Source organism: Nocardia terpenica, assembly GCF_013186535.1.
GTDB classification, from domain to species: domain Bacteria; phylum Actinomycetota; class Actinomycetes; order Mycobacteriales; family Mycobacteriaceae; genus Nocardia; species Nocardia terpenica.
Genome location: NZ_JABMCZ010000001.1, coordinates 1,608,036 through 1,629,942, shown reverse-complemented (window position 1 = coordinate 1,629,942; position 21,907 = coordinate 1,608,036). Strand labels below are relative to the sequence as shown.

2 protein-coding genes are annotated in these 21,907 nt (G+C 69.6%); one reads left to right on the top strand and one right to left on the bottom strand.

What is annotated here, in order from left to right:
• The first annotated feature begins 328 nt into the window (after positions 1–328).
• Entirely contained in the window at positions 329–20,395 is a 20,067-nt protein-coding gene (locus HPY32_RS07495) for a type I polyketide synthase (RefSeq protein ID WP_171982745.1), read from the top strand.
• On the opposite strand, the gene HPY32_RS07490 is transcribed toward HPY32_RS07495, so the two are convergent.
• A complete protein-coding gene (locus tag HPY32_RS07490; protein WP_067592084.1) occupies positions 20,306–21,895 on the bottom strand; it encodes an acyl-CoA synthetase in 1,590 nt (529 codons plus the stop codon). The genes HPY32_RS07495 and HPY32_RS07490 overlap by 90 nt on opposite strands.
• Positions 21,896–21,907 lie beyond the last annotated feature (12 nt).

Below are 21,907 nucleotides of genomic sequence, written 5' to 3'. Positions count from 1 at the left end.
AAGTGCGGCACCGGCTACGGAGTGAGTACGGTGGCGCTACGGAGCCCGGGCCGCCCGTCCCGGCCACCGCCGCGCGGGCCCGGCCCGGGATCCGGGCGCACGCCCCCGGCGAGATGCTGGCGCCCAGAGCCGAACTCAAGACCGTACCGAATGCTCCTCCTCGCCGAAGAACTTGTCCCACCAGCGTTGACGCGGCTTCCGACGTGTCAGGTCGGCGACCGTCGATCGCCCGGCGGACACGTCATGGTGAATACGATTCGAGGCCCACTGTGACCTCGGCGCCAACGATCCACCCACCGGTAAGTCCGGCACAGGAGGAAAGACGAACGTGTCGATCCGTAACGTATTCATGTTCGGCGGACAGGGTTCGCAGTACTACGGAATGGGCCGCGAGCTGTTTTCGGCGCATCCGGTCTTCGAGCGATCGATGCGGGCACTCGACACCATGTTCGGCGATTTCGGAATTCCGGGACTACTGCACGAGGTATATCCCCCGGACGGCAGCGAGAGAATGTCGTTCGACACTCTCCGGCATACGCATCCCGCCATTGCGATGATTCAGCTGGCATTGTTCGACGCACTCGCCGCCGACGGTGTGGAGCCCGATTGTCTGATCGGTTACAGTCTCGGCGAATCGGTCGCGGCGACGGTCGCCGGAGTACTCGATCGGGAACGGTTGGTCGCCGCCGTCGTCGAACAGGTGCGCCTGGTCGAAAAGAATTGCTCCCCCGGCGCCATGTCGGCGATACTCGGCGCGGTCGGCGAATTGTACGATCCCGCCGAACGACAATGGGAGGGCGTGGATTTGGCCGCGGTCAACCACGACCGGCATTTCGTCGTCTCCGGAGCCTCGGAGACGATCGGGCGCATCGAGGAGCGATTGCGCGCCCGCGGCATCACCTGCGTGCGGCTTCCGGTCCGGTATGCCTTCCATTCCCCGGCCGTCGATGCCGTCGCCGAACCGTATCTGCGGCTGCTGTCGGGAATACCGTTGCGCCAGCCGCGCATCCGGCTGCTCTCCAGCGCGCTGGTCGCCGAGGTGACCGATCCGGCGCCGGAGACGCTGTGGCGAATGTTCCGCGGCCGGATCGAGTTTCGCGACACGGTCCGTCTGCTCGAGGCGCAGCACGATGACCTGCGCTACATCGATCTCACCCCGTCGGGCACCCTGGCCCGGTTCGCGACCGAGAACGTCCGCTCCGGCTCCGGCGCACAAGCGATTCCGCTGCTGGACCGGTTCGCGCCCGCCGGGCAGGGGCTCGCGCAGGCCCGCGCGCTGCGCGCGACCGCCCGAACACGGCCGGGCCCTGCGCCGCAGCCGGATTCGCCGCGCACCGCCGTCGTGTTTCCCGGCCAGGGCTCGCACATGCTCGGAATGGCCGAGGACCTGTTCGGCGAATTCCCCGACCTGGTGGCGCAGGCCGACGACGTGCTGGGCTATTCGGTGCGGAAACTGTGCGTCGAGGACCCGGACGGCGTGCTGGGACGAACCGAATTCACCCAGCCCGCACTGTTCGTCGCCAACGCGCTGTACTACCGCGCATGGGAACGCGAACACGGCCCGGCACACGTTTTCGCCGGGCACAGTCTCGGCGAATACAACGCGCTGTGGGCGGCGGGCGCCTTCGATTTCGGCACCGGGGTTCGGTTGGTTCGCGAACGCGGTGCACTGATGTCCGCTATAGCGGATGGTGGTATGGCCGCCGTGGTCGGACTGAACGAGTCTCGGGTGTGCGCGGCGTTGTCGGCGAACGGGTTCGACGATCTCGACATCGCCAATATCAATAGTGCCGACCAGTTGGTCATATCCGGGCCGTCCACGAGCCTCGCGCGGGCCCGCGAAACATTCCTCGAAACGGGCGCGCGCTACGTCCCGCTGCGAGTCGGTGGCGCATTTCATTCCCGCTACATGCGACCGGCCCGCGTCGAATTCGAGCGCTTCCTGAACGGTGTCGAGCTGCGGTCGCCCCGGGTGCCCGTCGTCGCCAATGCGACCGCGCGCCCGTACCCGGACGGCGATATCCGGGCGCTGCTGGCCGAACAGCTCACCGGTCCGGTGCGGTGGGACGAGACCGTGCGTCACCTGTTGGCTCAGGGCGTGACGACCATCCGCGAAGTCGGTCCCGGAAACGTTTTGACCAAACTGGTCACCGCGATTCGCGCGACCGAACCCGCGGCCGATACGGCGGCGGGCCCAGTGCCGCCGCGGCGGTCGTGTTCCCCGCGGTCGGCGGCCACCGCCGTCGCGATCGTGGGTATCGGGTGCCGCATGCCCGGCGCGCGCGACCACCGCGAATTCCTCGCCAACCTGCGCGATCGCGTGGACTCGGTGCGCGAGATACCGGCGGATCGCTGGCAGGCGGACCTGTTCTACGACCGGGACATCACCGCCCCGAACCGCTCGGTCAGCAAATGGCTTGCGGCACTGGATGATCCGTGGTCCTTCGACCACGAGTACTTCGGGGTCTCCCCGCGCGAGGCCGCGCTGTTCGATCCGCTGCAGCGACTGCTGATGGAGGAGACCCAGCACTGCCTCGACGATGCGGGGGTCACGGCGGCGATGCTGGCGTCCGCCCGGTCGGCGGTCTATATCGGAAACTTCGAACGCGACCATCTGATTCATATGACCCACCCGGATCGGGACGTCGAAACCCATTCGGTGCTCGGTGTTTACGACTGCCTGCTCGCCAATCGGCTGTCGCAGACGTTCGATCTGTCGGGGGCGAGCGTGTCGGTGGATGCGGCGTGCGCGTCGTCGCTGGTCGCGGTGCATCTCGGGGTGCAGGCCCTGACCGGCGGTGAGGCCGACTACGTCCTCGCCGGTGGGGTCAATCTGTCCACCCGGCCGTGGAAGTACGTCGGTTTCTCCAAGGCACGCATGCTGAGTCCGGACGGTCGGTGCAAGACCTTCGATCGGGATGCCAACGGGTTCGTGCCCGGTGACGGTGTCGGCGTGGTGCTGTTGCGGCGGTACGAGGACGCGATCCGCGACGGGGACCACATCTACGGATTGGTGACCGGCACCGCCGTCAATCACGGCGGCCGACGGGCGACGATGACCGCCCCCACGGTCGCCTCCGAGCGCGCCGTGATCGCGACGGCGATCGAGCGGGCCGGGATCTCCCCGCGCGACATCACCTATGTGGAGGCGCACGGCACCGGAACGGCGCTGGGCGATCCGATCGAGGTCGAGGCGCTGCGTCAGGTGTTCGCGCCCGCCTCGGCGGACACCCGCTGGTGTGCGCTGGGCTCGGTCAAGTCGAACATCGGTCACCTCGAGGGGGCCGCCGGGATCGCGGGGCTGATCAAGGTGCTGATGATGATGCGGGCCCGGCGGATCGTGCCGACGCTGCACGTGCGCACGGTGAATCCGCTCATCGATGTGGAGAACGGGCCGTTCCGGCTGGCCCTCGACGAGGCCGAATGGCGACCGACGGCACCCGGGGAGCCCCTGCGTGCGGGGGTGAGTTCGTTCGGTTTCGGCGGGGTGAATTCGCACGTGATCGTGGAGGAATACCTGCCGGACCCGTCGCCGAAGGCACCCGGGGATGATGCGGAATCGGCTACGGCGCTTACCCTTTCGTCGCCGCAGGGCGCTCCGCGACTGCCGTATCTGTTGTCGGCCGCGTCGGCCACATCGCTGCGGCGGTTGGTCACGAGCTGGCAAGCGGCGCTGAGTCCGGCGGGCTGGCTGGATGCCTCGGTCGGCGATATCTGCGCCACGCTGGCCACCGGACGCTCCCCCTTGCCGTTCCGGATCGCCGGTTTCGCCGCCGATCGGGCCGACATCGCCGAGTTGCTGGCCACGGCCCAGGTGCCCGAGCATGCTCCGGAGGCCCGGCGGTGGGCATTGCGCGTCGGTACGCTTCCGATGCCTTCCCCGGGGGAGGTAGAGCTGCTGCTGACGCTATCTCCGTTCCGGGAGGTGGTGGACGAGTACGGTTCTCGGGTCCGCGCACTGCTCGACCACCCGGACGGTCGGGTGGCACGGTCCGTGTTCACCACCATTGTCGTCTCGGCGCTTCGACGGCTCGGCCTGCGAGCCGAGCTGATCGCGGGCAGCGGGCCGGGTATCTGGCCGACCCTGGCCGCCGCGGGCTGCCTCGATATCGCCGTGGCGGCGGAGTTGGCCGCCGGGCAACGGCCGCAAGCGGAATTGCGCCCGCCGGAACTGGCTGTCGCGATGCCGGGGTCCGGACGGATCATCCAGCCGCTGTCGGTCGACCGGCACTATCTCGATCGGCTGCGTGCCGCCGGAGCCCCTGATCCGCAACGGTTCACCGAACTGCTCGCCTTCGCCGAACGGCTCGGCGGACAGCGCTCCATAGGGCACACCCTGCGCGACTGGCAGGGCAGGCTGGCGGCCCGGGGCCTGGGGCACTGGCGGGTGGACGAGGTCACCCCGACGGACGCTCTCGGCGAGCCGCGCCGCGCCCTGGTGACGGGCATCGCCGTGCAGTACGCGCTGGACCGGCTCGATCGGAAGTGGGATCTGCCGCTACACCGGTTCCTCGACGGGGAGCCGATCACCGAAATGCTGAACCTGCTCCTGGACGGGGTGTTGGAGGCCGACGATCTGCTCGGCCTCGTGCTCGACGGTGATTCCGGCCTGGAGGCGGCAGCCGCTGTCGCACACCGCAACAGGCACCGGATCACCCCGGCCGACCGGGATCGCTATCCGATGCTGTGGCGCGCGTCGGCGTTGCCGGTCGAGCTGCGGGATGTCGACACCTGGGTATCGCTGTCAGGCACCGGGCAGTCCGCCGCCATCGCGCCGGAATTGTCCGTCGTCTCCGTCGCGGACGGCCCCGCGACCGTTCTCGTCGACGCCGTTTCGGCCGACGATCCGCTCACGACACCGTCGGTCGAGCTGTGGCGGCGCGGCGTCGATGTGCGATGGGACAGGCACCCGGTGGCGACCGCGGGAAAGCGAGTGCCGTTGCCCACCACGGAGTTCGACGGGGTCGAGCATCGCCGCACCGGTGCGGCCGTCGAGGCGACCCCCACGGTCCCCGACGAGGCGCGGTTGATCGAGCTACGTCCCGAATGGCGGGTCACCGACCGTATTCCGAGCACGGGCAGCGGTTCCGTGCTGGTGGTGACCTCGGGCGACCGCGCGGAGGCGATTCGGACCGCCTGCGACGACGCCTATGCCACAGTCGAATCCGGGGATCGCTTCGGCCGAGTCGGCGATCGTGGGTGGACGGTTCCGCCGACCGACATCGATGCGTGGCATCGGGTCTTCGACGCCGTGGCCGAACGCGACGCCCCGGTGCGGACGGTAGTGCTCACCGTCGCGGGGATCGATGCCGCGACCACCGCGCTGCAACTGATCAAAGCGGCCTACGGACGCGGGATTTCGATCCTCGCACTGGGCAGACATGTCGGCGGCGCGATCGCGCCGGAGTTGGCGGCGCTGGCGGGCATGGGTCGCTGCCTGCATCGGGAAACCGATTCGGTGACGCTGCGGGTGCTCGCGGTGCCCGAGGGTCCGGCGGATCGCTCCACCTGGGAGATCGTTGCCGCAGAGCTGGGTCGTGCCGACGGTGGCGACCTGATCCGGCATTACCACGGGCGCCGCGAGACCCGGATGGTCGTCCCGTCGATCACGGACCTGCCACCGGCGGCCGCCGAATCACCGGGCGCGGGAACCTATGTGGTCACCGGCGGACTCGGTCGCATCGGACGGCTGCTGGCGGCCCACCTGCTCACCCGGCCCGGAGTTCGGGTCGCGCTGGTGGGGCGCGCCCCGCAGACCGGTCCGCAGCGACCGGATCTGTCCGGCTTCGGGCCCGCCGCGACCGACCGCATCGCCTACTTCCAGGCCGATATCGCCGACCTCGAGGCAACCGTGACCGTGGCCGCCCGCATCCGGGACCGGTTCGGCCCGCTGCGCGGGGTCCTCCACTGCGCGGGCACGCTCCGGGACGGGTATCTGGCGCACAAGTCGACCGATGACCTGGCCGCCGTGCTGGCGCCCAAGGTGCGGGGCGCGCACAATCTCGATCTGGCCACCCGCGACGATCCCCTGGACCTGTTCGCACTGTTCTCGTCGGTCGTCGCGGTGATCGGCAACCCGGGCCAGGGCGACTACGCGACCGCCAATGCCTATCTGGACGAGTTCGCGATACAGCGGGAAGCATTGCGGGAAAAAGGGATTCGGAACGGCCGCAGCATATCCATCGGCTGGCCCATCTGGCGCGACGGCGGGATGACGGTGACCGAACACGGCATCCTCGGCACGGCATCGGGCCTGCGCCCCATGTCCGCGGACACCGGCCTGGCGCTGTGGGACCGAATCCGCGCCACCCGCACCGGCTCCTGCTCCTTCCTTTACGGCGACCCTGCCACGGCCGCCCGTCTACTACCGAGCATCGACCGCACCGCTGTCCGCCAGGCCGAAACGCTCGACCCGACACCCGAATCCGGTCCGTCGACCGAATCCGCGGCAGCGCTGGCCCGCGACTACGTGGCAACCCTCATCGCCCGCCTGCGCGGCGTCCCACCCGAATCCATCGATCTCGACCTCGGCCTGGACCGTCTCGGGCTGGACTCCATCGTCGTCAGCGAATTCAATGCCCGCATCGAAGCCGACCTGGGCCCCGTGAGCGAAACCCTCCTGTTCGAATCCCGCACCCTCAACGCCGCCGCCGCCCGCATAGCCGCCACCCGCCCCGCCGAACTCGCCACCCACTACGGGCAGACGAGCAACCCGCCCACCGCTGTCGAGGAAAGACGAATCGACGCAACGCCTTCGATGGCGCCCCGCAGCATCGAGCCGGAGAACCGGGACATCGCGATCGTCGGGCTGGCGGGACGGTATCCGATGGCCGACGATCTGGGCGCGTTCTGGGAGAACCTCAGCGCCGGGCGGGACTGCATCCGGGAGGTTCCGCAGGATCGGCCGCACGGTGGGGATGGCCCGGCGGCGGGAGATTACCGGTGGGGTGGATTTCTCGACGGTGTCGATGCTTTCGATCCACTGTTCTTCAATATCTCGCCGCGCGAGGCCGAGACGATGGACCCGCAGGAGCGGTTGCTGCTGCAGACCGCTTGGCATGCGCTCGAGGACGCGGGGTATCCGCCGCGGCGGCTCGGGGATCCGGATCTGCCGGGCGGTCGCGCGGTCGGGGTGTTCGTCGGGGTGACGACGCAGACCTACAACCTGTGGGGGCCAGAGCAGCGGCGCGCCGGGACCGGCGTGATTCCGCTGTCCACGCAGTGGTCGATCGCGAATCGCCTGTCGTATCGGCTGAATCTGAACGGTCCGAGCATGCCGGTGGATACGGCGTGCGCGGCGGCGCTGACCGCCGTGCACCTGGCCGCGCACAGCCTGCTGCGCGGGGAGTGCGCCATGGCGCTGGTGGGGGCGGTCAATCTCTATCTGCACCCCACCAAGTACGAGTGGCTGGCGCAGCTGAACATGTTGTCCCCCACCGGCCGCTGTCATGCGTTCGGCGCGGACGCCGACGGGTTCGTGCCCGGCGAGGGTGTCGGGGCGGCCGTGCTCAAACCGCTGCGCGCGGCCGTGGCCGACGGCGATCGCATCCTCGGGGTGATCAAGGGGACGGCGGTCAACCACGGCGGGCGGACCAGTGGATTCACCGTGCCCAACCCGCGGGCGCAGGCCCGGCTGATCACCGACGCGCTGGCCGATGCGGGCCTGGCTCCGGCGGCGATCGGCTATATCGAGGCCCACGGCACCGGGACCGCGCTGGGGGATCCGATCGAAATCGCCGGTCTCACCGAGGCATTCGGCGATGTGCCGTCCGGCAGCTGCGCGATCGGCTCGGTGAAATCCGCTATCGGTCACCTGGAGTCGGCTTCCGGCCTGGCCGGTTTGACCAAGGTGCTGCTCCAGATGAAGCACGGCCGGATCGTCCCGTCACTGCACAGCGCCGAACCGAATCCGCGCATCGACTTCGCCGCCACACCGTTCACCGTCGCGCACGACCTGCGGCCATGGCCTCGTCGGCACGACGGCGGGGTGGAGCTCCCGCGCCGCGCGGGCATCAGCTCCTTCGGTGCCGGTGGCTCGAATGCGCACGTCGTCGTCGAGGAGGCTCCGGCGTCGACCGTGGCCCGCGGCCCGGCCGACGGTTCGCACCTGGTGGTGGTGTCGGCATCCGATGCGGATCGGCTGCGCGCGCACTGCGCGAACCTGGCCCGCGAGATCCGCGGGCACGCACGCGATCTCCGCGTCTCGGAGATCGCCCACCAGTTGCAGGTACGTCGGGAACCGCTGGCGGAACGGCTCGCCCTGATCGCCGACGATCCGATCGAACTCGCCGACCGCCTGACCGAGTTCGCCGAGGATCGACCCTCGACCGGCCGGAACTGGACCACGGTACGGGATCTCGCCGCCCGCGAGCGTGCGGTGCGAGATCTGCCCGATGCCCTCGCCCGCCGCGATCTGCCCGCCCTGGCGGCCGCGTGGGTGACGGGCGCGGAGGTGCCGTGGGAGTCGCTGTATCCGGCGCCGCTGCCGCATGTCGACCTTCCCGGGTATCCCTTCGCCGTGGAACGGTATTGGGTGCCGATCATTTCCTCGGCCGAGCACCCGTTCGCCACCACCCGCCACGACGACGGAACCTCCGTGGAGTTCACCGGCCACGAACCGTTCCTCGATCACCATCGGGTCGACGGCGTGCCGATCTTCCCCGCGGCCGGATATATCGAAATGGTGCGTGCCGCAGCGACATCGAGCGGCGGTGTCCCCGTTCGGCTGCGCAACAATGTCTGGGCCGCCCCGATCGCCGTCCCCGACGCGCGGACGGTCCGGGTCGCGCTGGCCGAGGTCGCGGGCCACACCGAGTACACGGTGGTCGGCACCGCGCCCGACGGCACGCCGACGACGCATGCGACCGGGCGCATCGCGGACCTGCCGGACGGGGATCGTCCCGACCCGTTGGACCTCGCGGCCATCCGGGCGCGCTGCCTGGGCGAGATCGACGCCGCCGAGTTCTACGGCGAGATCCACCGCCGCGGCCTGCATTTGGGGCCGACATACCAGGGCATCACCCGGGTGCGGTGGAACGGCGACGAGGCGATCGCCGAGATCCACCGGCCCGAGGCGGGCGACCACGCCGCCTACGTCCTGCATCCGGGCATGTTCGACGCCGCACTGCAATCCTCGCTCTGGCTGGTCGCGCAACGGTCGCGGGATCTGCACCTACCGTTCAGCATCGGATCCGTCGATATCTTCGGTCCGCTGCCGGCTCGGGCCGTATCCCATGTCGTCGTGCGGAAATCCACCGTGACCGGAACCAAGATCGATGTCCGGGTCGCCGACGAATCGGGGCGCGTCGTGCTGCGTGTCGCGGACATGTGGCTGCGTCCGTGGCCACGGGGCGGCAGCGACGACACCGGCACGTACTTTCGTCCCGATTGGGTGCCGAGCGCGGCGGCGGATCGACGGGAGCCGGGCGACGTCCTGGTGCTCGCCCCCACGAGCACGGCGGCCGAACGGATTGCCGACGAGTTGAACCGGCAGGCGGGCGGGCCGGTGCACACCGTGCTGGCAACCGTGGGAACCTCGTTCGAGGCGACCGGCACGGACCGGTACCGAGTACGGCCGGACAGCGACGTCGATCTCGAAACACTGTGCGCCGCCGGGCCCTTCGACACCGTGATCGTCGAGTGTTCCGGCGGCGGCACCCCGCCGACGGCGGAGCGGGTGACCGAACAGATCGACACGGACGTCCTGCCGGTACTGCTGTTGCTGCGCGCGCTGGTACGCGCCACCAGCAAGCGCCGAATCCGGGTGGTGTGCGGGTATTCCGGCGACTCCCCCGCCCACGCCGCCCTGGGCGGCTTGCTGCGCACGGCCGGTCGGGAGAGCGCCCGGCTGTCGACCGTGCTCGTGGCACTCCCCCGCGAAGGCTCCGGTGAAACGAACCATATGGTGCGGGAGGCTCTTTCGGTCACCACCGAATCGGAGGTGCGATACCGCGACGGAATCCGCACGGTCCTGCGCTGGCGGCGCACCCCGCACCCGGCCGAGTCGGCCTCGAGACTACGACACCACGGTGTCTATCTGATTTCCGGCGGCGCGGGTGGGCTGGGCGTGCTGGTGGCCCGGTGGCTGGCCGAAAAGTGCGGCGCGCGCGTCGTTCTGGCGGGCCGCTCGGCACCGGGCGAGCGATTCGACGCCGTCGCGGCCACCGTCCGATCGGCGGGCGGGGCGGTCACCTACGTCCAGGCCGATCTGTCGACAGCCGTCGGCACCCGGACGGCCGTCGAGGCCGCGGTGGCCGAATACGGCGGCCTGCACGGTGTATTCCATTGCGCGGGTGTGCTCGGTGACGACTACCTGGTCCGGCAGAGCGCGGCGCGACTGCGGGCCGTGGTGGCGGGCAAGGTGCTGGGTGCGGTTCATCTCGATGCCGCCACCGTCGACCGGCGGCTGGACTTCCTCTGTCTGTTCTCCTCGACCGCCGCCGCGCTGGGCAGCGCGGGCCAGGCACCGTATTCCTACGCCAACGGTTTCCTCGACGCCTACGCCGCCTGGCGGGAAGCCCGTGGGCAGCGCACCATCTCGATCGACTGGCCGCTCTGGGCCGAGGGCGGCATGGGTGTCGATGGCGCGGTGGCCGAATGGCTGCGTGCCGGGCTGGGGCTGCACCCGCTCCCGACGGCGCTCGGATTATCCGCTCTCGGTACGGCTCTCGACAGTTCGTGGACGCAGGTGATGTTCGTCCCCGGCGACGGCGACGCGGTCGGCCGTCACCTGGGCATTGCCGAACCGCCCGAACCCGGGCCGACTCCGCAAGCAGGACAGGAGGTTTCCATGTCGGCCAACGCCTCGGACAGCACGGGCGCCGTCCGCGACCTGTTGATCACGGAGATCGCCGACATCGGCAAGCTGGCGGCGGACCGGATCCGCGCCGATCGGCCGATCGGCGACTACGGTTTCGACTCGCTGTCGCTGGGGACCCTGGCCAACCGGCTCGTGAAACGGCTGGCGGTGGACATCACCGCCGCGCTGTTCTTCGAGTACACGACGGTCGACGAGATCGCCGCGCATCTGGTGGACACGTTCCCGGCGGAACTGGCCGAGACGCTGTCGGCCACACCGGCACAGGCCGTCTCGACACCGCGGACCGAACCGGGCGCGCCGGTCGTCTCGCAGCGCCGGGTGCCCGACGGCCCGGAGCCGATCGCCATCATCGGCATGCATGGCATTCTCCCGGGCAGCCCCGATCTGGATGCCTTCTGGCGCAATCTCGACGACGGCCGCGACCTGGTCACCGAGATTCCGCCCGACCGGTGGGACTGGCGCACGAACTATCACACGATTCCCGGCCCGGGGCGGACCAACAGTAAATGGGGCGGCTTCCTGCCCGAGGTGGACCGGTTCGACGCCGCGTTCTTCGGGATCTCCCCGCGCGAGGCCCGGCTCATGGATCCGCAGCAGCGGCTGTTCCTGCAGACCGCCTATCGGGCGATCGAGGAGGCCGGATACCGGCCGTCCGATCTGTCCGGCGGCCGGACCGGGCTGTTCGTCGGCGTGGCCTCGCACGACTACTACGACCTGCTGCGCGACGCCGGGGTCCCGATCGAGGCGCACACCACGACCGGCCTGTTCCACGCCATTCTCGCCAACCGGGTGTCGTATCTGCTCGATCTGACCGGACCCAGCTTCCCGATCGATACCGCATGCTCGAGTTCGCTGGTGGCGCTGCGCACCGCGATCGAATCGCTGCGCGCGGGCAGTTGCGACACCGCGCTCGTCGGCGGCGTCAACCTGCTGCTGTCGCCGATGGTCTACCTGTCGTTCGCGCGGGCGGGCATGCTCAGTCCCACCGGACGCTGCCGCACCTTTGATGCCGCTGCGGACGGATATGTGCGGGCCGAGGGCGTCGGGGCGCTGCTGCTCAAGCCGCTGTCGGCCGCCGAACGCGACGGCGACCACATCCACGCGATCGTTCGCGGCAGCGCGGTCAATCACGGCGGCAAGGTGAGCACCCTGACCACCCCGAATCCGGTCGCGCAGGCCGATCTGATCACGCGCGCGCTCACCGAGGGCGAGGTGGACCCGGCCACGGTCGGTTATCTCGAATTACACGGCACCGGAACGGCTCTCGGCGATCCGATCGAAATCAACGGCGTCAAGCGCGCCTTCCGGCAGCTGCGGGATCGGGCGGGACTGCCGCGGCTCACCGAGCCGACCACATTGATCGGCTCGGTCAAATCCAATATGGGACACGCCGAGGCCGCCGCGGGTATGGCCGGAATCTTCAAGGTCGTTCTCGCCATGAAGCACGGCCGAATCCCGGGCAACCTGCACATCTCCGAGATCAACCCGCACATCGAGCTGAACGACAGCCCCTTCGCCATCGTGCGCCGCACCACCGCATGGCCGCGAATGCGCGACGCCGACGGCGCCGAACTGCCCCGCCGGGCGGGGATCAGCTCCTTCGGATTCGGCGGGGTCAATGCCCATGTGCTGCTCGAGGAGTACATCCCCGAGCCTCAGCCCCGGACGATGCCGACCGAGCAGATATTCGTGCTGTCGGCCCGATCCCCCGAGCAGCTCCGCGAGCACGCCCGGGTGGTGGCAGACCACTGCGAATCCGCCGGTGCCCCAGCCGATATCGCCTATACCCTCCAGCTCGGCCGCGAGCCGCTGCCGCATCGGCTGGCCCTGGTCACCGCCTCGACAACCGAACTCGCCGCGGAGCTACGGCGTTTCGCGGCGACGGGCGCCCCGGGCGCCGACGCCTGGTATGCCGTGGCCGACGACCGACCGGACACCGTCGAGGGCGGCGACCTCCGCGAACTGGCGCGGCACTGGGTCGGCGGCGCGGCGGTGGATTGGCCCGCCCTGCACACCGGCTCTCGCCCGCGGCGCGTGAGCCTGCCCACGTATCCGTTTGCGCGGGAACGGCATTGGATCCCGCAACCGGAGACCGAGCCGACCGCTCCCGCGCAACCGGTCGCGGCCCGGCGATTGGTCGATGGCACGGGCTTCACCGATGACGACGAGGGCGTGGTGTTCCGGGTGCGGCTCGCGACCTCCGATCGGCTGGTCGATGAGCATCGCGTGCACGGGGCGGCCGTGGTCGCGGGGGTGGTTCAGCTGGAATTGGCCGCTGCCGCACTGGCTCTGCCCCGGCCGCGACGGGTGACCGAGCTGCGCTGGCTGCGCCCGCTCGAGGTGCCGGAGTCGGGGCGTGAGGTGATCATCCGCCTGACGCAGGACGGCGGCGACATCGTGCACGAGATTCGGACCGAGCGACGCGGAGAGTCGATCCTTCATTCCACCGGACGCTGGACCACCGGCCATGGTGCGGCGGATGTGGCGCAACCGGATATCGATACGGTCCGGCGCAGGTGCGTCGAGCAGATCGATCGGTCGCAGATCTACCGAATCTTCGATGCCATCGAGATCGAGTACGGGCGGCTGTACCGGGGGCTGCGGACCGCGTGGATCGGCAAGGGCGAACTGCTGGCCCGATACACGGCCGACAGCGGCTCGGACGATCGCTCGTACGTATTCCCGCCGACGGTCCTGGATGCGGCGCTGCAGGCGATCACCGTGCTGGAGGCCGCGGGCGAGGCGATCACCACGACTCGGCTGCCGTTCTCCGTGGAATCGGTCGAGCTGATCGCCGATCCGCCTGCCACCGGGTATGTGCATGTGCTGCGCGGGCCGGATGGTCACGACATTCTCATCCTCGACGATGCGGGTCGGCCGTGTGTCGTGCTGCGACAGGTCGTGGTCCGGCCCGAGCGGGATGTGCTCGACGGTGTGTTCTTCCGGCCGTATTGGACCGCCGCGAGTCCGCCGACGACCGCGACGTCGCCCGGCGGTGGTTGGCTGGTGGTGGGTCCGCCGGACGGGTTGGGCCTGGACGCCGCGCTCACCGCTCGGCATACCGGACCGGTCTGGCGGGTGCTCACGGGTCGAGCGAATCGCCGGACAGCCGAACGGGTTTGGGAGATCGATCCCACCGACCCCGCCGAGGGTCTGCGCGATTGCCTGCGCGAGATCGGCACCGTCCGGCATATCTGGTTCCTCGGCGGGCTGCTGGTCGACGAGACCGCGCCCGACGATCCCGCGGTCTTGGGCGCAGGTGCCGCCCTGCTGTTCCGGCTCGTGCGTGCCCTGACCGAGACCGATCTGATCCAGCACGTCGAGTCGATTCGGTCGGTGGTGAACGACGCGCACGACGTGGCCGGGCGGCGGGTCGGGAATCCGATGGCCGCGGCACTCGCGGGGCTGACCAAGTCGGTGACGCACGAGTATCCGCGGATCGGGGTGAACTGCGTCGACATCGGCGTCCCGGTCGGGTATCGGCCCACCGGCGCGGAACTGGAGCGGGTGGTCGATGCGCTGCTCGATGAGCCCGTGCGACAGGACGGCCGGGAGGTCGCGCTGGTCGGGGGCCGACGGATGGTGCGCGTACTACGACCCGTCGCCCTCGGGCCCGCACCGCGATCCGCGTTCCGGCACGGCGGCAACTACATGATTATCGGCGGCGCCGGAGGCATCGGCCTCGCGCTCGCCGAACACCTGGCGGCCACCCGCTCCGCGCGGCTGATCCTGATCGGCCGCAGCCCACGCGATCGCCGCATCGAGGCCGCCCTCGAGCGGATCGACCAGCTGGGCGGGCAGGCCGCTTACCGGCAGGCGGACGTGACCAACCGGGACGACATGGCCGCGGCCATCGCCAAGGCCAAGACCTTCGGCCCGCTGCACGGGGTCGTGCACGCGGCAATGGTGCTGCACGACGGCATCGTGGAACGGCTGTCCAACAACGCCTTCGACGCAGTACTCGACCCCAAGGCGCGCGGCACCGCGGTCCTGGCCGATCTCCTGGCCACCGAACCGCTGGACTTTCTGCTGGTCATGTCCTCGCTGCAAACCTTCACCGGCGCAGCGGGTCAGGCCAACTACGCGGCCGCGTCGGCGGCCCAGGACGCCGTCGCCCACCGGCTCGCGACCCGATGCGGGTTCCCGGTACACATCGTCAACTGGGGTCCCTGGGCGGAGGTCGGCCGGGTCGCCGCATCCGATTATCAGAACGACCTGATCGCCCGCGGCTACCGGCCGCTGCGGCCGACCGAGGCGATCGCCGCGCTGGAAAGGATTCTCGGCGGCGCGGAACGACAACTGGTCGTGCTCCGCGCCGAACGGGAGGTGCTCGACTCGATCGGCGTCGTGAGATCCGGGGCCGTGACGATGGCGCGCACCGACGCGACCTTCGACGGTGACCCGGCCGAACAGGCCGCCCTCGACGAGTTCGTCGTGGCGGAGCTGCGCCGAACCTTCGCGGGGCTGGGCATATTCACCCGCCCGGAGGAGCATTACACGCGCACCTCGCTGTCGCGGCGGCTCGGTGCCCTCCCGAGGTACCGCGGACTCATCGATGCGGTGATCGGCATTCTCGTGCGGCACGGTGTCCTGGTCGAGCAGGCCGATCTGCTGGTCACCACCGATGCTGCCGCGCACCGCCCATCGCCGGAGCCGGAGGCGCTGCGGGCCCGGTTCCCCCGTCTCGGCGACCGGCTCGACCTCGTGTCGGTCTGCCTGGCCGCGCTGCCCGATGTCCTCACCGGCGCCCGATCGGCCACCGAGGTGCTCTTCCCGAACGGTTCGATGGCGCAGGTGGCCGCGCTGTATCGCGGTGAGCCGCAAGCGGACTACTGCAATGCGATCGTGGCGGGACTGATCGCGGGCACCGCGGCCGCAGGCCCGCTGCGGGTGCTCGAGGTCGGGGCCGGGACCGGTGCCACCACCGAGCGGATCCTCGATGCGCTGGCGGCCGGGCACGTCGAGGCCGAGTACGACGTCACCGACGTCTCCGCGGCCCTGGTCCGCCAGGCCGCCGCCACGCTCGCCGCGGCGGGCGACACCGCCCGATTCCGCACGCTGGACATCGAGCGCCCCACACTCGAACAAGGCTTCGCCCCAGCGCATTACGACATCGTCGTCGCGGCGAACGTCCTGCACGCGACCGCCGACCTCGATACCGCGCTCGGCGAGATCCGGCGGCTGCTGGCCCCGGGCGGCCGAGTGGTCCTCACCGAGGTCACCGCCGTACAGCCGTTCCACACCATCACCTTCGGCCTGCTGGACGGCTGGTGGCGCCACAGCGATACCGACCGCAGGCTGCCAGGCTCCCCACTGCTCGACACCCATATGTGGCGTAGTCGGCTGGAGGACGCGGGGTTCACCGATGTCCGGGTGCTCGGTAGTGGTGCGACGCCGGGGGTGCTACGGCAGCACGTTCTGGTGGCGACTGTCGAAAGCGCGAGAGTGCAGGCGGATGGGGTTGAGCTCGGCGCGCACGAGGTCCCGGCCAAAAGCACGCCGGGAACAAAGTGGACAAGCACACCGGGAACGAGAGGGGAGACCACACCCGGGCCAAGAGGTGGGAACGCACCGGCCCCAAGAGGTGGAAGCACATCAGGATCCGGGGGTGGAAGCACACCACGGTCCAGAGGTGGAAGCGCACCGGGGTCCAGAGGTGGGAGCACACCGGGGTCCGGAAGCGGGAGCACACCGGGGTCCGGAAGCGGGAGCACACCGGGGTCCGGAAGCGGGAGCACACCGGGGTCCGGAAGCGGGAGCACACCAGAGTCCGGAAGCGGGAGCACACCAGAGTCCCGAAGCGGGAGCACACCAGAGTCCCGAAGCGGGAGCACACCAGAGTCCCGAAGCGGGAGCACACCAGAGTCCCGAAGCGGGAGCACACCAGAGTCCCGAAGCGGGAGCACACCAGAGTCCCGAAGCGGGAGCACACCAGAGTCCCGAAGCGGGAGCACACCGGAATCCGATAGTGAGAGCACAGCAGGGTTTGGAGGTAAGAGCGCACTGGGGTTCGGAATCGGGAGCGCACTGGAGTTCGGGAGTGGGAGCACACCGAGGGCTGGAAGTGGTGCTGCTTCGGGGCGGAGAGGTGGGAGTGTGGGTGGGGCAGGAGAAGTGGGGGGATTGCGGGAAGGGGGCGGTGTGGTCGGGGGTGGAGTGGCTGTTGATGGTGAGCGGGTCGGGGCGCGGGTTCGGGCGGTCGTTACCGAGCTTGTGGCTGCGTGTTCGGGGGTGCGGGTAGCGGAGGTCGGGCAGGGGACGCCGTTGGCGGAGTTGGGGGTTGATTCGATCGTGGCGGTGGAGTTGACGAATCGGTTGAGTGAGGCGTTGGGGGTTGGGCTGAAGACGATTGTCGTCTTCGATCATCCGACGGTCGCGGATTTGTCGGCTTATATCGTGGCGCGGTATGGGGATCGGCTCGGGGCGCTGATAGACGACGAACCGGGCGAGACCGCGGTGGACGAAATTCCCTTGCCGCCAACCCCTTTCCGGGCCGTGCGGTTCGACCGGCCGGGGCATCCGAGGGACTTGCGGGTCGTGTCGTTCGATCCGGTCGCGCCGGGGCCGGGGCAGGTGGAGGTTCAGGTCAGGGCGTTTCCGATCAACTTCTCGGATTTCCTGTTCGCCCAGGGCCTTTACCCGACAATGCCCGACTTCCCCTGCACCCCGGGGGTGGAGGTGTCGGGAGTCGTGCGCCGGGTGGGGCCGGGGGTGCAGCGGTTCTCGGTGGGTGACGAGGTCATTGCGTTGACCGGGCCGGAGTTCGGTGGGCAGGCGTCGGTGGTGGTCACCGACGAGGACTTCGTTGTCGCCAAGCCCGACAACGTCAGTCATGAGCAGGCATGCGGGTTCCCGGTCGCATTCCTCGCCATGTACCTGGCGTTCGAACGGGCCGGGGTCCGCCCCGGCGACAGGGTGCTGATCCCGGCGGCCACCGGCACCAACGGTCTGGTCGCCGTGCAGCTCGCCCGGCTCGCGGGGGCCCGGGTCATGGCGACCGCGGGCGGGCAACACAAGGTCGACTACCTGACCCGGATGGGTGTACCGGACGCCATCGACCACTCGCGCGCCGATGTCGCGAGCGAGGTACTCCGCCGGACCGATGGCGTCGGCGTGGACGTGGTGATCAACACCCGGGGCGGGAGCGCCACACAGGAGGGTCTGCGCGTGCTGGCGCCGGAGGGGCGCTATGTGGAGATCGCGGTGTTCGGCTTGCAGTCCTCCGGCGGCCTCGATCTGTCCCGGCTTGTGGACAATCAGAGCTTCCACAGCTTCAACACCAAGAAGTTCTTCCGCAGACATCCGGAGCTGCGGGCGCGCTATTTGCACACGGCCGCCGAATATCTCGCCTCGGGCAAGGTCGTTCCGGCCGTGGCGCACGTGGTTCCCTTCGATCGGATCGCCGAAGCCTATGCGCTGAAAGAGGATCGGGCGCTGATCGGGCGGGTGGTGGTCACGATGCCCGACCCGCACACGGTCTCGGCCTCGCTCGCCGCCGAAGAACCACCCACACCCGACGAGATCCCGGTGCGCGACACCGATATCGCGGTGATCGGCATGTCCGGACGCTTCCCCGGCGCACCGGATGTCGACGCATTCTGGGACAACCTGGCCTCCGGCACGAGCTCGATCCGGGAGGTTCCCGGCGAGCGCTGGAGGTCGGAGACCTACTACGACCCCGACCCGCGGCGGTTGGACACGTCGAACTGCAAGTGGGGCGGATTCCTCGACGACGTCTCGCGATTCGATGCGACATTCTTCGGCATCTCGGCGGAGGAGGCCGCCTACACCGATCCCCAGCAGCGGCTGTTCCTGGAAGAAGCTTGGCGCGCGGTGGAGGACACCGGCTATCCGACCGCGGCCGTGCGCGGCAGCCGGTGCGGTGTGTTCGTCGGTGTCGGCCCGAGCCAGTACCTGTCCCGGATGACCGCGGCCGGGGCGCCCAAACCGGCACAGGTGTTCTGGGGCAACGAATCCTCGGTCCTGGCAGGCCGCATCGCCTACCTGCTCGATCTGAAGGGCCCGACCATGGCGGTCAATACCGCGTGCTCGTCGTCGCTGGTCGCCTTGCATCTGGCGGTGCAGAGCCTGATTCGCGGCGAATGCGAGACGGCAATCGCCGGTGGTGTTTTCATCACCCTCGACCCCGACTACTACGTGGTGGCCGGTAATGGTGGCATGCTCGCCGCCGACGGCCGATGCAAGACGTTCGACGCGGCGGCAGACGGTTTCGTCCCCGGCGAGGCGGTAGCCGCCCTCGTGCTCAAACCGCTGGCCGCCGCCCTGCGCGACGGCGACCGTATCCACGGCGTTGTCAAGGGCAGCGCCGTCAATCAGGACGGCCGCACCAACGGGCTCACCGCGCCCAGCGGCACGGCGCAAACCGAGGTGGCACTGGCGGCCTACGCCGCGGCCGATATCGACCCCGCGACAATCGGATACGTCGAAGCGCACGGGACCGGGACCGGGCTCGGCGACGCCATCGAGGTCGAGGCACTGACCACGGCCTTCCGGACCCGGACCGACCGCGTCGGGTTCTGCGCCATCGGCACGGCGAAAACCAATGTCGGTCACACGGCCGCGGCGTCGGGAATTGTCGGCCTGATCAAGGTGCTGCTGGCCATGCGGCACCGGCAGATTCCGCCCTCGCTGAATTTCGACAACCCCAATCCGATGATCGATTTCGAGTCGTCACCGTTCGTGGTGAACACCCGGCTGCGAGAGTGGACGCCGCAGCCCGGCTCACCGCGCCGCGCGGCCGTGAGCAGTTTCGGGTTCAGTGGCACCAATGCCCATGTGCTGCTGGAAGAACCGCCGCGACCGAGCCTGTCCGCATTCGAGCCCATGGCCGGACCCGTGGTGGTGCCGATCTCCGCGCACACACCCGGCGCACTGCGGGCTCGATGCGCACAACTGGCACGGTGGCTGGATGGCCCCGGTACGCAGACTCCGCTGGCCGATCTCGCCTACCACTTGCAAACGCGCCAAGACCATTTCGCCCATCGGGCCGTGTTCGTGGTCGCCGATCGCACGGCCCTACGCGCGGCACTCGAACATCCCGATACAGCCTCCGCCGATGCTGCTGTCCGGGACGAGACGGCCGCGGCCTACCTGTCGGGCGCAGAGGTGAAATGGGCGAGCAACTGGCACGGCCGGTCGGGCCCGCCGCTGACGCTGCCCGGTTACCCGTTCGAGCCGCAACCGCACTGGTTCACCGCCGACGACCAAGTATTCGGTGCCGTGACACCGGCGACGACACCCCCATCGATTCCCGAGGTACACAACCCGTTTCGCGACAATGGACAGCATGCCGACGAGTCGGAGGTCTACCGCATCGCCATGACGACGGCGGTCGACGCCATCACGGAGGTGACAGGCGGACAGTCACGCACACTCGAACCGGACACCTCGCACAAGGATCACGGGGTCGACTCGGTACGTGCCATGCAGATCGCAACCCGGATCAATGCCGAGCTCGGTATCGCGCTACGCCCGACCGACCTGTTCCGATTCCCGACCCTGCGGCTGCTGGCCGCCCACATCGCCGGCCTCCTGGCCGCGGTATCGGTCGCGTAGCTGGTGTTTGAGAATCTTGCCCGCGTTGGAGACCGGAAGCTCGTCGACGAAGTCGATGCTGCGGGGCGTTTTGTACCCGGCCAGATGGCGTTTGACGTGGGCGCGCAACTGATCCGCGGTCACCGCGCCGGAGGCGACGACGACGGCGTGCACCCGTTCGCCGTACCGGCGGTCCGGCAGCCCGATCACCGCGCACGCCGAAACCGCCGGATGGTCGCGCAGCACGGACTCGACCTCCGCCGAATACACGTTCTCGCCGCCGGTGATGATCATGTCCTTGATGCGGTCGACCACGTACAGGTAACCGTCGGCGTCGAGGTAACCGGCGTCGCCGGTGTGCATCCAGCCGTCGCGCACGACGGCCGCGGTCAGGTCCGGGCGACGCCAGTAGCCGAGCATGACATGCCCACCGCGGCACAGGATCTCGCCCACCGTCCCGATCGGGGCGTCGGTCCCGTCCGGTCCCGCCACGCGGATCTCGCTGTGCGCGGCCGCCCGTCCCGCCGAGTAGCGGTGCGCGGTGCGGTCGGCGTGGTCGGCGGGCCCGAGCAGCGTGGCGACCGGGGCCAGTTCCGTCATTCCGTATCCCTGCACCAGTTCCACGCCGGGGAAGCTGTCGGAGACTCGATCCAGCAGATCCGGCGGCATGGGCGCGGCGGCGTACACGATCCGCCGCACCGCGCGCAGATCGTGACGGCCGAACTCCGGGTGATCGAGCAGCGCCTGCAGCATGGTGGGCGCCAGGAACAGGTCGGTGATCGCGTGCTCGGCGAGCGCCGAAAGCACCTCGGCGGGAGCGAATTTCGGCACGGTGACCTGAGTGTTCCCCACCAGCGCCTGCATGAGCCAGTGGGCGAGATCGCCGAGGTGGAACATCGGGGCGGAGTGCAGAAACCGCCCCCGCGGGGTGGCCATGAATCCGGCGGTGAGACAGCCGAGCGCCGATGTGAGCAGGTTGTCGTGGCTGAGCATGACGCCTTTGGGCCGCCCCGTGGTGCCTCCGGTGTAGAACAGCGCGGCCAACGCGGCGCCGCCGCGGCGCGCGTCGGGAACAGGTGCGGTGGAGCCGATCAGCTCCTCGTCATCGAGACACCCCGCCGGGGCAGGGCCGTCTCCGGCATGGATCACCCGCCGCACGCTCGGGCATCGGGCCGCGAGTTCGGTTGCGAGCCGGGCGAAGTCGTCGTCGACGACCAGCAGCCGGGCCTCGGCGTCCCGCAGGCAGTCGACGATCTCCGCCGCCGCCCACCGGGTGTTCACCGGCACGAGCACCGCGTCCGCCCACGGGACCGCCATCAGATATTCGAGGTAGCGATCCGAATTGAGCGCCAGAATCGCGACCCGGTCCCCCGGCTCGACACCGAGCGCCAGCAGGCCGCCCGCCAGCCGGGCGACCCGGTCGGCCTGCTCGGCAAAGGTCCGCTGCCGCCCCCGATGGATGCTGGCGATCCGGGCCGGATGCTGTTGCCGGGCACGATGCAGGGACTGGGTCAGGTACATGGCGCTCCTCGG